The organism is Rhizobium sp. Root1204 (assembly GCF_001424965.1).
Taxonomy (GTDB): domain Bacteria; phylum Pseudomonadota; class Alphaproteobacteria; order Rhizobiales; family Rhizobiaceae; genus Pararhizobium.
The window spans coordinates 116,926-130,114 of sequence record NZ_LMCZ01000009.1 but is presented as its reverse complement, the minus strand read 5'-3'; the positions used below and the strand labels follow the sequence as shown (position 1 = coordinate 130,114).

General features: G+C 57.9%; 10 protein-coding genes. 7 read left to right on the top strand and 3 right to left on the bottom strand.

Features of this window, described 5'->3' with window-relative positions:
* Positions 1-25 precede the first annotated feature (25 nt).
* The 3 genes from ASC96_RS11995 (at position 26) to ASC96_RS11985 (ending at position 3,962) form a co-directional block, all read left to right on the top strand.
* The gene (locus ASC96_RS11995; protein WP_060503272.1) at positions 26-430 is read left to right on the top strand and encodes a GtrA family protein; all 405 of its coding nucleotides are present in this window, start codon (positions 26-28) and stop codon (positions 428-430) included.
* Between the two features lie 443 nt (positions 431-873).
* Positions 874-2,358, top strand: coding sequence for an aspartate aminotransferase family protein (locus ASC96_RS11990; protein WP_156397445.1), 1,485 nt, complete (start codon positions 874-876; stop codon positions 2,356-2,358).
* A 35-nt stretch (positions 2,359-2,393) separates the two neighbouring features.
* Positions 2,394-3,962 carry a glycosyltransferase family 39 protein gene (locus tag ASC96_RS11985; RefSeq protein WP_060503270.1) on the top strand — a complete coding sequence of 523 codons (1,569 nt, stop codon included), beginning with the start codon at positions 2,394-2,396 and terminating at the stop codon, positions 3,960-3,962.
* Positions 3,963-4,063: 101 nt separating this feature from the next.
* On the opposite strand, the gene ASC96_RS11980 is transcribed toward ASC96_RS11985, so the two are convergent.
* Genes ASC96_RS11980 through ASC96_RS11970 form a run of 3 tightly spaced genes read right to left on the bottom strand, consistent with a single transcriptional unit; the run spans position 4,064 to position 7,420 of the window.
* The gene (locus ASC96_RS11980) at positions 4,064-5,089 is read right to left on the bottom strand and encodes a lysylphosphatidylglycerol synthase transmembrane domain-containing protein (RefSeq protein WP_060503269.1); all 1,026 of its coding nucleotides are present in this window, start codon (positions 5,087-5,089) and stop codon (positions 4,064-4,066) included.
* The gene (locus tag ASC96_RS11975) at positions 5,082-5,717 is read right to left on the bottom strand and encodes a response regulator transcription factor (protein ID WP_060503268.1); all 636 of its coding nucleotides are present in this window, start codon (positions 5,715-5,717) and stop codon (positions 5,082-5,084) included. The genes ASC96_RS11980 and ASC96_RS11975 overlap by 8 nt, the downstream gene beginning before the upstream one ends.
* On the bottom strand, positions 5,717-7,420 hold the full coding sequence (locus ASC96_RS11970) for a histidine kinase (RefSeq protein WP_060503267.1): 1,704 nt from the start codon (positions 7,418-7,420) through the stop codon (positions 5,717-5,719). Before ASC96_RS11970 ends, ASC96_RS11975 begins: the two co-directional genes overlap by 1 nt.
* Positions 7,421-8,429: 1,009 nt before the next feature.
* Here ASC96_RS11970 and ASC96_RS11965 point away from each other — a divergent pair.
* The 4 genes from ASC96_RS11965 to ASC96_RS11940 all read left to right on the top strand — a co-directional run bounded on the left by ASC96_RS11965 (position 8,430) and on the right by ASC96_RS11940 (position 13,163).
* Positions 8,430-9,131, top strand: a complete 702-nt coding sequence (locus tag ASC96_RS11965) for a peroxiredoxin-like family protein (RefSeq protein WP_060503266.1) — start codon at positions 8,430-8,432, stop codon at positions 9,129-9,131.
* A 1,485-nt stretch (positions 9,132-10,616) separates the two neighbouring features.
* Complete coding sequence (locus ASC96_RS11950; protein WP_060503263.1) at positions 10,617-11,126, top strand: PepSY domain-containing protein; 510 nt, start codon at positions 10,617-10,619, stop codon at positions 11,124-11,126.
* Between the two features lie 7 nt (positions 11,127-11,133).
* Complete coding sequence (locus ASC96_RS11945; RefSeq protein WP_060503262.1) at positions 11,134-11,799, top strand: response regulator transcription factor; 666 nt, start codon at positions 11,134-11,136, stop codon at positions 11,797-11,799.
* Positions 11,796-13,163 carry a HAMP domain-containing sensor histidine kinase gene (locus ASC96_RS11940; protein ID WP_060503261.1) on the top strand — a complete coding sequence of 456 codons (1,368 nt, stop codon included), beginning with the start codon at positions 11,796-11,798 and terminating at the stop codon, positions 13,161-13,163. The genes ASC96_RS11945 and ASC96_RS11940 overlap by 4 nt, the downstream gene beginning before the upstream one ends.
* Positions 13,164-13,189: the final 26 nt, after the last annotated feature.

Genomic DNA, 13,189 nt, shown 5'->3' with positions numbered 1-13,189 from the left:
TTCCTGGCCTGATCTGCGAGTTCACATGAACCATGTTTTGCAGTCGAGATTTGTGCGCTATTTCCTCTTCGGTTCGATCGCAGCGAGCTTGCAAGTTGCAATGTTGATTGCACTCGTGGAGATTGCAGGCCTGAACAAGACGCTGGGATCGACAGTGGCTTTCTATGGCGCCGTCATCGTCAACTATTTCCTTCAGCGGCACTTCACTTTTCGCTCTGCGGATCCGCATTGGATCGCGATGCCAAAATTCGTGGGTGTGTCCACCCTCGGGGCGTTAATCAACATCCTGGCTTTCAGCGTCCTGCTCGGAATGATGCACTACGTCGCTGCACAATGCGCGTCACTTCTACTCGTTTTCCTGTTCAACTTCAGCATGAGCAAGGCGCTTGTGTTCAAGAACCAGCAAAACGGGTCTGCCGCTCAAGATTGACGGCCCCGCTGACACCGGTCTTCGGGGTCCGGCTTTCATTTCCCATGCTTGAGATCGAAGTTACAACAGTGCCGAGAGTTCTGCCGAAGACCAAAGATGTCCATCGTTTTGGTGCCCGCGGCTGCTGCAGGCCCTGCGACGGTAACCGACGAACTCACATCGTAGCCTCTCGCCGAAGGTCTCGCCTCAATCCGCCAAACCCAAAATAGAGCAGGCATGGCTAAAGCCTTTGAATTCGACGGCTGGCGTTTTGAGATCGTTGAGAGGAACGGCACTCGGCTCAGCTAAGGCTTGGCGAGGCTACCATCGCCCTCCCCCTTCCCAGTTTCCGGCGGCGGTTCAGCGATAAAGACCATTGCGTCTATATAGTTCGTTAGATAGCGCGGCACTGCTGCTCATGTTAGAAAATACTTCAACCCAGTGATCGGTTGGGAGTATAACAGGTGACTGTAATACCAATAACAGCCCCATCAGAAAACATAAGAAGTTACGATCGATCGCTGCTTTCGCTCGATCAATGCCTTGACCTCGACAATGCTGCGGCAAACAGGCTTTATTCGCAGCATTTGAACAAGTACATGCTGCAGTTGTTCGATATCCTCGGCTTGAAGGATATGGATATCAAAGGTGCACAGGGTGTTGAAATCTGGCTGAACGATGGCCGCACGCTGCTTGATTTTTCAGCAGGCCTTGGCGTGCTGGGGCTTGGCCACAATCATCCGCGCATCATCGAGGCGGAGCAGAAATGCCACGAGCGCAAGATAATTGACTGCATCAAGGTAGCGCCCCATAAATTGCAGGGCGCACTTGCTTACAATCTCTCACTGTTCCTGCCCGAGCCTCTGAAGGTTTCCTTCCTTGCCGTGTCAGGCGCCGAAGCCAACGAAGCTGCGATGAAACTCAGCGAGCGTGTGCAGACGCCCAAAGGAAAGAACAAATTCCTTTGTATGCAGGGCGCATTTCACGGCAAGACGCATGGAGCCCTGTCTCTCACCACGGCAACGGACGTACAATCAGGTTTCCTTCTTGGTGTGCCCAAGGAAAACGTCGTTTACGTGACCTACGGAAACATCGAAGCACTGCGAGACGCGATCAAGGCAGAGACTGACGAGCGCGGCAACAATCCCATCATTGCCGCAATCGTCGAGACGATCCGGGGCACGTCTTGCGAAATCCCTCCCGCTGGTTACTTGACGGAATTCGCGCAACTGTGCCGGGCCAACGATATTCTTTCGATCTTCGACGAAGTCAAAGTTGGCATGGGGCGCAGCGGCAAGTTCTGCGCCTTTCAGCATGAGAATGTCGTTCCCGACATCGTGACCCTTGCAAAGACGTTGGGCGGCGGCAAGCGCGAGGTCGCGGCGATGGTGACTTCACAGGACTTATTTGATCGCGCCTACGGAAACAAGAAGGACTGCAATCTACACAGCTCGAGCTTCAGCGGACTTGGCGAGAGCTGCGCGGTCGCAATCGAGACCTTGAATATCCTGCAGGATGAACGGCTGATCGAAAAAGCCGAAAGCATGGGCGGCTATCTGTCCAAAGAGCTTCACGGACTGAAGGCGAAGCATCCGAAACAGATCCTCGACGTGCGCGGACGCGGCATGTTTCAAGCAATCCGCTTGAATTTCCGGCAGGATTTTGCCGAAAAGTTGGTGGATATCAGCAAGAACCCGCTATTTCAGACCTATCAGACCGTGCTGATCGGCGCGCTCGTGCGCGAATTGTATGACGGTCACGATATACTGGTGCACTTCCAGCCGGGTGCACGGGACATCCTGCACTTCATGCCGCCCTTCATCGTGAAGAAAGAACAGATCGACAGGCTTATCGCAGCACTGGATGAGATACTTTCGCGCGGTCTGGGCGAGGCAACTGTTCGTTTCATCGCGAAAAACATCACGCGGGTCTTTCGCGGCATCATCTGAAATGCGTCGGTACAGTCTGAGATAAGGGCCTGGCAATGCAGTTTCCTATCCTCGATTCGACAGACAACGCCCGGCCATCAGTCATTGATCCGAGCAGCCGGCTCTATTGGATTGGCGGCACAGTCTTTGTGCTGTTGTCCATGCTTTTGTTCCTGATCAACACCCGCCACGGCATCGGAATATATCCGGACAGCTTACGGTACATGCGAATCAGCGAGCGCCCCTATGATGCGCCGCTCTATCCGTGGATGTTGATGCTCGCTTCATTGAACGGGATTGATATCACTGCCGGCGCAAAGGCAATCGGGTTGTTTTTCGTGTGTGCGAATACGGCATTGATTTGGCATTTGCTGATGCGAGCCACCGGTCAATTTGTATATGCCGCTGCCGGTACCGCGCTCGTGACGCTTTCGCCTCAGTTCGTGACGCTGCATTCTCTGGCAATGTCGGAGCCCCCGTTCCTGTTTTTTCTTCTGGCGACCGTGCTTGTCTTTCTTTTGTATCTCGAAACCGAGGACAGGACTTGGTTGAAGGTAAGCGCAGTTGTGCTCGGTGTTGCGACGCTTGCCCGCTTCACCGCGCCGCCGCTTGGTGCGGCGATTGCGGCATGCCTTCTTCTCAATCCCCGGCACGCACCGGCGCGCCGCTTCGGCGACGTTGTGCTGTTCGCGGTCGTGAGCGCGTCGATCTTCTTATGCTGGGCTGTCATGAGCCATATCATCAGCGGCCGCTCGGTCGGTCGCGCGCTGTGGTTCTATGGCAACATGGGATCCAAGGAGTGGATGACGAGCCTGACCGCGCTGACGGCCTGGCTTCTGCCTGACCAGGTACCCGTTGCGGTGCGTATCGCCCTGTTCGGTACATTTGTCGTGGCGGTGGCCAGCCTGACTTTTCTTCATGCCCGCAGAACACTGCAACAGGCGCAGAAGGCAAAAGTGGTTGACGATATGCTTCCCACCCTCTTTGGGCTGTTTTTCATCTTCTACATGGGCTTCATCGTTCTTTCGACATCGGCTGAGGCCAATCTGGCTTTGAATGGCCGGTACGCCTTTCCGGTCTACGTGACCACGGTCCTGATGACGACGATCATCCTCGCTCATCTCAGGGATGAAGAAAATACGAGAATAAAACTCCTGCATCGCGGGCTTGTGTGCCTCGCCGTTCTTGTCATCAGCAGCCATGTAATCCGTACCGCCGTACGATCCACTGAGGCCTTTCGTTCTGGGGTCGGCTACGCCAGCCGTGAATGGGTGAATTCGCCGACTATAAAAGTACTCCGTGGCCTGCCGGCGGATGCGGAAATCTACAGCAACGGCGGCGATGTCATCGCATATTTGCTGAGGCGGGACGCCCATTTCGTTCCGGATCGCGTGAAATTGCGAACCGGCCTCGACGATCCGGCCAATCCCTTCGAGGCGCAACTGGAGACGTTGCGGACGAAGCTGGCACAGGAAAACTCCTACGTTGCCTACCTCGACCGCATCGACTGGCGCTTCTATGCCGTCACCGAGGCGGAGCTGAAGCAACATCTTTCACTCGTCAACATCGCTACCGAGGCCGACGGCCGCGTCTATGTGATGCGCAAAACCGCTCAGCATGATTGAGCCCCGGCGCGACCAAGATCGGCGCCTCGGTAAATGATATGTTCCCGCTCGGATCTGACGCGTCGAAACTCTGAGAACGCGTGGGTGCATCGCAACGGCATTCAATCTGCGTTCTGGGCCCGTCGCGTGGCATCCGGCGCTCGTGACGCCGCAAACATCAGCCAGCCCACCCCAAAGAGGGCAGTCGGCGCCCACAGGATGAGATGCGCCAGCAACACGACAGCTGCTGCAATCCCTGTCTCCACCCCGGCCAACGCAAAAGCCTGAAGTCCGAAAAATTCAAACGGGCCGAAATGACCGGGAACACTGGGCACTAATGTCCCGAGTGTGCTGAAGGCGAACGCCAGAAACGGTTTCATTAGGACATCGATTGCCCCACCCAAACTCACCCAGGCTCCGAGGAAGACGACGCTTTCCAAGAGCCACAAGGCAAGCGACATAATCGTTAGTGTGACCAGGCTGCGCCAGGAGCTGATTTGCCTGACAGCCTGGGATGCAGCTTTCAACGCGGCGATCACCACCACAACGGGAGCGAATTTTACCCGGTTGAAGAACATTTCGAGCAGGCGGCATAATAGCGCCGGGGCGAACAACAACGTCGACCCGCCGGCAAGGGCGATGACTAGCAAAAGCTGGAAATTCCACACCAGTGCGGGCGGAGCCTTCAGGTCCAGCATGGCCAGTGCCACACCGCCCAAAAAAGCGATGGTTACCAAATCGAGGATGCGCTCCACCAGCATGGTGCCCATGACCGTCCCCGCGGGAATGGAGAATTGGCGGCTAAACCACAAAATCCGAAAGGCGTCTCCCACCCGCAAGGGAAGAACATCGCTCATTCCAAAACTGGCAATAAAGGGGCCGATCGTCAGCCGCAACGGAAGATCGCGACCACTCGTCGACTGCAACATCATCCAAAACCGGACCGCCCTCAGGAAGAAGTCGGCCACAAACGCAAGGACGGCAAGCAGGAGTGGCGCAAGGGTCGCACCGGCAAGCAGGGTGACAACCTCATCGAGCCTGACATTGCGCATGGCAAGGTAGACGAAGCCCACCCCAACGATCACCCCAAGTCCGACCCGGACAATTCTGGCCACGCGGCCCTCTGTGACGGCGGTTTGATCAGCCACTTTGATTGGCCCTATATTGGACATGGAGCGCGGCAAGCGTGGTGCGATTGGTGATCCCCAATTTGCGATAAATGTTGTGCAGATGGATGCTGATCGTTCCTTCCGTTGTTCCCAGTTTCTGTGCAATCGCCCTGTTTGATAATCCGCCGCAGATCAATACCGCGACCTCCCGCTCACGCGTGGTCAGCAGATTGAGTTTTTCAGGGGTGTTGGACGGCAGCGCGCTCGTTGCCCTGGTCACCAATTCGGGGGGCAACCATTTCTCTCCGCCTGCCACCTGTCGCATACAGTCCAGCAGTGCTTCGGGAGCATATTCCTTCAATAGGATACCCCATGCCCCCATGGAGATCGCATCCGCGATCTGGCGGCCCGTCAGGCTCGCAGCGAGGAAGATCACCTTCACCACCAACCGCCTCTCGACAATGGCCCGCTGAATTTCCAGCCCGCCGGTATCCGGCATCGAAACATCGAGTACGGCCAGATCGGGCCGGAGATCGCATATGAGCGACAGCGCCTGCGTCCCGCTCGCCGTTGCCGCCAGAACCTCAAACTCCGTCGCTGCGTTTAACAGACCCTGCAGTCCGCGAAGCAGCAAAGGATGATCGTCGGCGAGCACCACGGAATACATCAATGGGCTCCCTGCTTCAAAGGTAATGCGATCAACAGATTAAGCCCCGGCGATGCGCGGCCGATCGTCAGGTTCCCCTTGAGTTCGCTAACGCGCGCGGACAGTGACAAGGGCCGTTTCGACATAGCGTCGGTTTCTATCCCCAATCCATTGTCGGAGATTTCGAGTTCGAGCCTCCCATCGACCAGAATGAGCGTGATCCGCACTTGTGTCGCCTTGCCGTGCCGGATGGAATTGGCCGTAGCCTCAGACACAAGCTGCATGATTTCATGCAGCATCGTTTTGGGCAGGTCGATATCCGGTGGGTCCAGGGAGATCTCGATCTGGCAATCCCATTGCTGTTGTAGAAGCTTGATCAAGCCCGGCAGCGTCTGGTTGAGTGGCGCGTCAGCATACTGGTCGATCGATCGCTGACCTTCGACATACCGCCTGATGCGCTGTTGCAGGTGGAAGACAAGTGCGTTGACATCCGCCACATTCGCCTTCGTTTCGTCGGGTGCCGATTTGGCGATGAGCTTGAGCTTCAGGCTTGCCGCCGTAAGGTCCTGCAGAATACTGTCATGCAGGTCCCGGGCGAGGCGGGTGCGCTCCGCTGACCGTGCCGCTTCGGTAGCTTGCTGCATCAGTGCCAGGCGCTCCAGCTCTGACCTGAACCTCATCGCAACAATTTCGGTGAGCGAGACGCACTCATCTGAACGGCATGCCGGATCAATGACGAAGACCCGGCCGCGATATCGAACACTGGAAAACATTGCCGAGCAGATGTATCTCACCGGCCTACCCGCCTCGCCTGCCAACTCCGGCAGGTCACGGAGAATGGCCGACAACGCTTCCGCGTTGACCACGGATGCTTCGCCGCGGCCGAAATCAGGCATATGCTCCGGATCGTGCCGATCCCAAAATGCAGCACCGCTAACGTCTATGAGCCGCAGTTCCCTATTCAGCCAGTAGGCGACACTACCAATATCCTGTTCTTGATCCCGCCAGACGACCACCACGCAAGATGCGCCCAAAACTCCAGCTGCGTGTCGAAACAATCCGCCGAGCCATGATGCCCGATCGCCGGTAATGGCATCGAATGGCCAGTCGGCGAGCTGCGTCAAACGTTGCCGGTTATGCTCGCGATAAGCCCCGAAATAGCCAAGCATCACGGCCGCTACCATGAAGTAGGTCGCACGCATAATGAACACATTGAGCTCGGATTCGCCATCTTCCAAATCGGGTAGACCGACAATGATAAGAACGATCTGCATGGTGAGCGCGCCGAGTATCGCCCCCCTCAAGCCCCAGCGGATGGTCATCGCCAACAGGATAAACGGTAGAAAGGAGAAAAACGGGCTGGTGAGTTCGTTTGTTAAAAAGGCGAGCCAACCAAGCACCGCGGCATCGACTAGGTGAACGATGAGGTGGATCGGGCTGTCGAGCGGCATGCGCAACGGGAACACGACCAGGAGCAGGGAGAAAACCACGTACAGTCCGAGGCTTGTCTGCGATTCATCGAGAAATACCGCCGGCTGCGTGGGATCAAGATAGACGGCCAGTACAGCAAAGAGCGCCGTGACGAAACGCCCGATGCTGATCAACCATTCAGGGTCGGCTGCGAGCAGAAAATTCCTGGTTAACCCTCCCGCCCTTCTTGCCGGGCCGCTGCTGGAACTGGAGCGGTTCGCCTGCGTCACGGGGCCGGAAACAAGCCTTGCCATGCGAAACTCCTTCTCGAAGCACCGTTAGCAGCCGCGGCCGGCAGGATCCATTATATTAAGTACTGCTAAATTCTCGTTGTTTCCGGGTCCTGTGTCAATGATGGGATGCGTTTCAGTCCATAATGCCCCGCAGATCGGCACGCGCGCACGGTTCAGCCCACCCATCCGAATTATGAACGCGTTATAGGCGTTGTAAGACCGGCCTTACGCCTTACGGATGGCCCGGATGCCGACAGCGCATTTATCCCATACGGGAGGCGTAGCAGTGATGCGCGCGGCATCAAGCGCCGCCCATCGGCCAATGCTCAGGAGGATGACGATCCACTATATTGTGGTAATTTCAGGAAGTGCTAAAATTAAAGTTGGCTGGCTAGAAAAGCCCCATTCTGGTCGGCTGGGGTTTTGGCTGTCCCCAAGGTCAAGCCTCTGAAAATCGCCACCATTATTAATGGGAGGAGCGATAAGAGGCCTGGGTGGCGACCTTGCACGTTACCCAGGCCTTTTCCTTCTAAATCCACCGACCTTCCGTCGTTTCGCGCCAAACCTGTAAGGCCTGGATCTCGTCCAAACCTTCGTTTGATGGCAGACCGCCATTCAAATGGCTCAGCTGATCAGACCGTTGTTCGCCGCAGCGAAGACGTCGGTATATCCTGTATGCCGCCACGAAAGTCTTGGATGTCCTGAAGCTGGAACTTGTTTGCCCGGCTTTCCTTTTGACGTTGGACTGGACGCCGCCAGGGCGCCGATGCTCACCTGCTTTTGAGGTGATCACCCATGGTGAGGTAAGGCCCAAGCAGGGTTGGACAGGATATGCTCAAAATTGCAATCCCTATACCTCTGTGAAGAACACAGTATTCCCGTTTTCATTCCGGCAAAGTCGGGTCAGATCGCCAGTCAATATTGTCTAGAATTTCTATAGACTATAAGGTAGAGTTTGTGATCTGAACTCTGGCAATGGCAACGAAGCTACTCGCAAAAACGTCACTCCGTTTTGTAAAGGAAGCAAAGCATGGCTCCGCAAATATGCCTCAATCAGACACTCGCCGATTTCCACGACAAGCGGGCAACAACCATGCCGGCCGATCAGCTGAAGGCGAATGTGGATCAGCGACGTTTGCTTGCAGAAACGGCCGACCGCTCGCTTTTTGTCAAGCGGGGAGACAGTGTGCAGGCCTTCACCCTGGCAGAGGTTGATGAGGGTGACCTCACTCTGGATGTGCTTCTGGAAAACGGGCCCCTCGTGCTGATCTTTTTCCGTTTCGCCAAATCGCCAACGTGCAATGTCACCCTCTCCTACTATAATCGGTATTTAGCCCCCGACTTGGCAAGGATAGGTGCAACTCTGGTTGGCGTCAGCCCTCAAGCGCCGCAAAATCTGCGGGAGATCAAGGAGCAGCAAGCGCTGGACTTCCGGATTGCCACGGACAGAAACAACGTACTCGGCCGCCGCTTCGGCATACTGTATTGGTTGGACGAGCCTTCGCGGCGCGTAGCGTCCAGCAGCTTGGTCCAACTGGAGGCAACGACAGAGGCCGGAAAATGGGAACTGCCAATGCCAGCGGCAATCGTCATCGATCGAAACCACACCGTGCGATTTTCCGACGTTAGTCCAGATTGGCTCGTGCGCACGGAGCCGGCCGATATTATCGCCGCCGTTCAAGACCTTGTGGGCCTTCCCGCCGCGCAGCAACGGATGCACGTCCTCGTGTAAATGGCACCGGTCGGGATGGAGGCCGCTCAGCCAACAATCGTTCCCCATCCGTCATAACCTCCAGCGCAAGATTGGCGAAAGGATTAGGCTGCTTCCCGCGCCCAGCGTGGCAATCGCGCCATAAATGATGACTTCGAAGACACCCTCGCCCACGTAGTTGGCCTGGGAGTGCGAAGGCGCTTGGAAAAGCCTGCCGTATGGGTGAGATGTCACTTGCTGGCGTGTCCACGGCGAGAGGCACCACCGTTTCTCGAGGTAAATCATCACCCATGCAATCCAGCTAAAGTTCAGATAGCCTTTGAGCCCGCGCCTCGAAGGGCAAGCTTTCCCCGCGGCTTTTTCCGTTTCAGCTAAGTGCCATAGGCGCGTGCACTATACCTGACAGAATGCTGACAACCACGCTCAGTGGCCTGTCAGTTGCCGAATGCCAGTCTCCGCCCGTCCCGAAACAAGGAAAAGGATAAAGACATGCATAGCGCATTCAAGAAGATGTTGCTCGTTTCGACAATCGGCCTTCTCAGCGTGACTGGAGGGCCGGTCGTGACCTCGGTACTGGCACTTGGTCCAAACCATCCCCTGGCAGCGACGGCGCTCGCAGATAGCGGAACCACCAGCAGCTTCGAAGCCGGCCCGAATGGTGGCTATGACACCAGTTCTAGCGGCGGCAACGACAACGGCACCGGCGGTACCGGAAGTGACACAGGCTCTGGTGGTTCGAGTAACGACTCAGGTGCTGGCGGTACAAGCAGCGACACAGGTGCTGGTGGCGCGAGCAGCGACACAGGTGCTGGTGGCGCGAGCAGCGACACAGGTGCTGGCGGCGCGAGCAGCGACACAGNGACACAGGTGCTGGTGGCGCGAGCAGCGACACAGGTGCTGGYGGCGCGAGCAGCGACACAGGYGCTGGCGGCGCGAGCAGCGACACAGGTGCTGGCGGCGCGAGCAGCGACACAGGCGCTGGYGGTGCGAGCAGCGACACMGGYGCTGGCGGTGCGAGCAGCGACACAGGTGCTGGTGGCGCGAGCAGCGACACAGGTGCTGGTGGCGCGAGCAGCGACACAGGTGCTGGTGGCGCGAGCAGCGACACAGGTGCTGGCGGCGCGAGCAGCGACACAGGTGCTGGCGGNGACACAGGTGCTGGTGGCGCGAGCAGCGACACAGGTGCTGGTGGCGCGAGCAGCGACACAGGTGCTGGCGGCGCGAGCAGCGACACAGGTGCTGGCGGTGCAAGCAGCGACACAGGTGCTGGTAGCTCAAGCGGTGAGACAAGTGCTGGCACCGGTGGCGCCGGCTAATCGAGCAACGCTAACTGCACGGAGGCGGCAGCTTCGTCGCCTCCCTATGCCGGCCGTGTTAGTCGGCCATGAATCCAGGCGCCCCGCATCAGAACTGATGCGGGGCGCCTGGATTTGATCGAAAATTATCTGCCGGCCCGTGTTTCGTCACTATTATGGTTAATTCTGCCGGGCAAATTGTCGAGGGATAATGAATATTCGTGTTCGGCTGGATCTGACGGGATTGCGCGATGCCGTGCCGCGGAGGCGACGGCATCTTGGCGTTCTTCTGTCTTGGTCCCTAGCCTTATCCCTCGTACACATGATCGGGGGCAGCGAGGCATTCGCGGATGGTGGCGCGGCAGGCAGCCACTCGGATGCCGGCCCGAACGGCGACCGCGATGCACGCAACCCGCCCACGGGGGATACAAGTAATGACGATAGCCGTGATGGGCAGCCGACCCAAAGGCAATCGGAAGTCCGGGAAAGTATGGACCAGGAGAACGCGCGCGACGCCGTAGCTCAAGGGCGGGTCCTGCCTTTGAAGGATGTGCTCGCTGGGGTTGATCCAGATAGATACGGCACTGTCATCGCCGTCGATCTCCGGCAATACAGGGGTAAAGATGTCTATCGGTTGAAGACACGAGACGGTCGGGGCGTGATCCACGAACTCAGGATCAATGCCCACACCGGCAAATTCATAAACGTCTTCGGATTTTGAGGCACACATGCGCATACTTCTGGCAGAGGACGATCTCAATATCGCCGGTCATGTGCGTGGAAAACTGGAAGCCGAAGGCTATGCGGTCGATACGTTGGCGCACGGGCCCGATATCTGGGAGCGGGGTGAGGATGGCAGCTATGCGGCGATCATCCTTGACCTTGGCCTGCCGGGCCTGGATGGTCTATCGATTTTGAAGCGATGGCGGCAGGATGGGGTTGAAACACCAGTCGTGGTGTTGACGGCCCGTGGGTCGTGGATGGAGCGGGTCGACGGTTTCGACGCCGGAGCAGACGACTACATACCAAAACCATTTCGCGCGGAAGAATTGGTGGCCCGGTTGAGGGCGCTTCTGCGCCGCGCCGGACCAAGGTTTCAAGTCGTCAAGTCGGCGGGCCGCTTTACCCTGGACGAGACAACCCGTCGTGTTACTTTCGATGGCGGGGTGCTCGAACTCAGTCCCTTGGAATACCGTATGGTCGCGTATTTCATTGAAAGAAAGGGCGAAGTCCTGACCCAGTTCGAACTGGCAAGCCATGTTCAGGGCCGGGACGATGACTCAGCGAAGAATGCGGTCGAGGCGATGATTGGGCGATTGCGCCGCAAAACCGAAAACGCCGCCATCGAGACACGGCGCGGCTTCGGATATCTGTTGCCGGAAACGCCTTCATGATACGCTCGCTGCGGCTGCGACTGGCGGTCGGGGCGGTGATCGCGATCGGTCTGGTAGTACTCGTGGTTTGGCTGTCGCTCGGCCGCTTCTTCACCGACTATGTCGTTGCCCGATATCGCGGCGAAATGGCCACGATAATCGACACGCTCGCTGCCGAACTTGCAGTGCGAGACGGCGAACTCACATTGGGCCGCGGACCTGCGGATCCACGTTTCGACCTTCCGACAGGCGGGCGATACTGGCAGATTTCGCCCTTGAAGGGCAAAGCCATGCGGTCACGCTCGCTGTGGGACACAACAATCGACGTCCGCACGTCGACCGACTCTCCCTATGAGGGATTTTCCATCAGCGAAGGTCCGGATGGGCAACCATTGCTCGTCCACAGTCAGGTTCTGTCACTCGGCGCAAATGCGCCTTCGGTGCGCTTCGTCGCATCTGCGGCGTTCCCGCAAAAGGAGCTTGATGCCGCGATAGGTGATTTTCAGGGACGTTTGAGGCTGATGCTGGTTGCGACAGCCGGCGTTTTGGCCGCCGGCGCATTTTTTCAAGGCGCCCTCGGGTTGGTGCCACTTCGCCGCCTCAGCGAGAGGGCGGCGGCGGTGCGAGCCGGCCGCGCCCGGGACTTTGGAACGGCGGGCCCAAGCGAAATGCAGCCGCTGGTCAGCGAGATCAACCTGCTTCTGGAGGAGCGGGAAGTCGCTGTGGAGCGCGCCAGGGCACGGGCCAGCGACCTTGCCCATGGGCTCAAAACGCCGCTGACGGTCCTTGCGCAGCTTGCCGAACACCTTCCGCCCGAAGAACGGAAGTTGGCACTTCGGCAGGTTGAGCTTGCCCGCCAGCGTGCCGACCGTCAATTGCAGGCGGCGCGCATGGGCGTCGAACGAATGGCGACGACGTCCATCATGGGCCTCGGCGGCAAGCTTGTCAGCGTCTTGAGGCCTGTCACCGCCGAGCGGGATATCGCCTGGCGGGTCTCCATCGATAGCTCGCTCTCGCTTGACGTCGATCCGGCCGACCTGGCTGAGTGCCTCGGCAACCTGCTCGACAACGCGGCAAAATGGGCGCGATCGTTTATTCGCTTCTCCGCTCATCGATCAAAGGACGAGATTGCGATCCTTATCGAGGACGACGGGCCCGGGATCGCCGAACAAGATCGCGAATCCATCCTGCAAAGGGGGGCGCGGCTTGACAACGCAGACGACAGGGAGCCGGACGGAACCGGGCTCGGCCTGGCAATCAGTGCGGATATCGCCGACGCCTATGGAGCCTCTTTGACCCTCGGGCAATCCGACCTGGGCGGGCTGAAGGCAATGTTGACCTTTCCGGTAAAGGTCGCCCGACGGCCACTGCGCGATCCTGTTTGACGGCATAGCACCCGACCTCATCGGTT

What these genes read in the sequence shown, in the direction of transcription:
- ASC96_RS11950 (WP_060503263.1), top strand. Translation starts at nt 10,617, where the DNA reads ATGAATATTCGTGTTCGGCTGGATCTGACGGGATTGCGCGATGCCGTG.
- ASC96_RS11970 (WP_060503267.1), bottom strand. Translation starts at nt 7,420, where the DNA reads ATGGCAAGGCTTGTTTCCGGCCCCGTGACGCAGGCGAACCGCTCCAGT.
- ASC96_RS11945 (WP_060503262.1), top strand. Translation starts at nt 11,134, where the DNA reads ATGCGCATACTTCTGGCAGAGGACGATCTCAATATCGCCGGTCATGTG.
- ASC96_RS11995 (WP_060503272.1), top strand. Translation starts at nt 26, where the DNA reads ATGAACCATGTTTTGCAGTCGAGATTTGTGCGCTATTTCCTCTTCGGT.
- ASC96_RS11965 (WP_060503266.1), top strand. Translation starts at nt 8,430, where the DNA reads ATGGCTCCGCAAATATGCCTCAATCAGACACTCGCCGATTTCCACGAC.
- ASC96_RS11985 (WP_060503270.1), top strand. Translation starts at nt 2,394, where the DNA reads ATGCAGTTTCCTATCCTCGATTCGACAGACAACGCCCGGCCATCAGTC.
- ASC96_RS11940 (WP_060503261.1), top strand. Translation starts at nt 11,796, where the DNA reads ATGATACGCTCGCTGCGGCTGCGACTGGCGGTCGGGGCGGTGATCGCG.
- ASC96_RS11975 (WP_060503268.1), bottom strand. Translation starts at nt 5,717, where the DNA reads ATGTATTCCGTGGTGCTCGCCGACGATCATCCTTTGCTGCTTCGCGGA.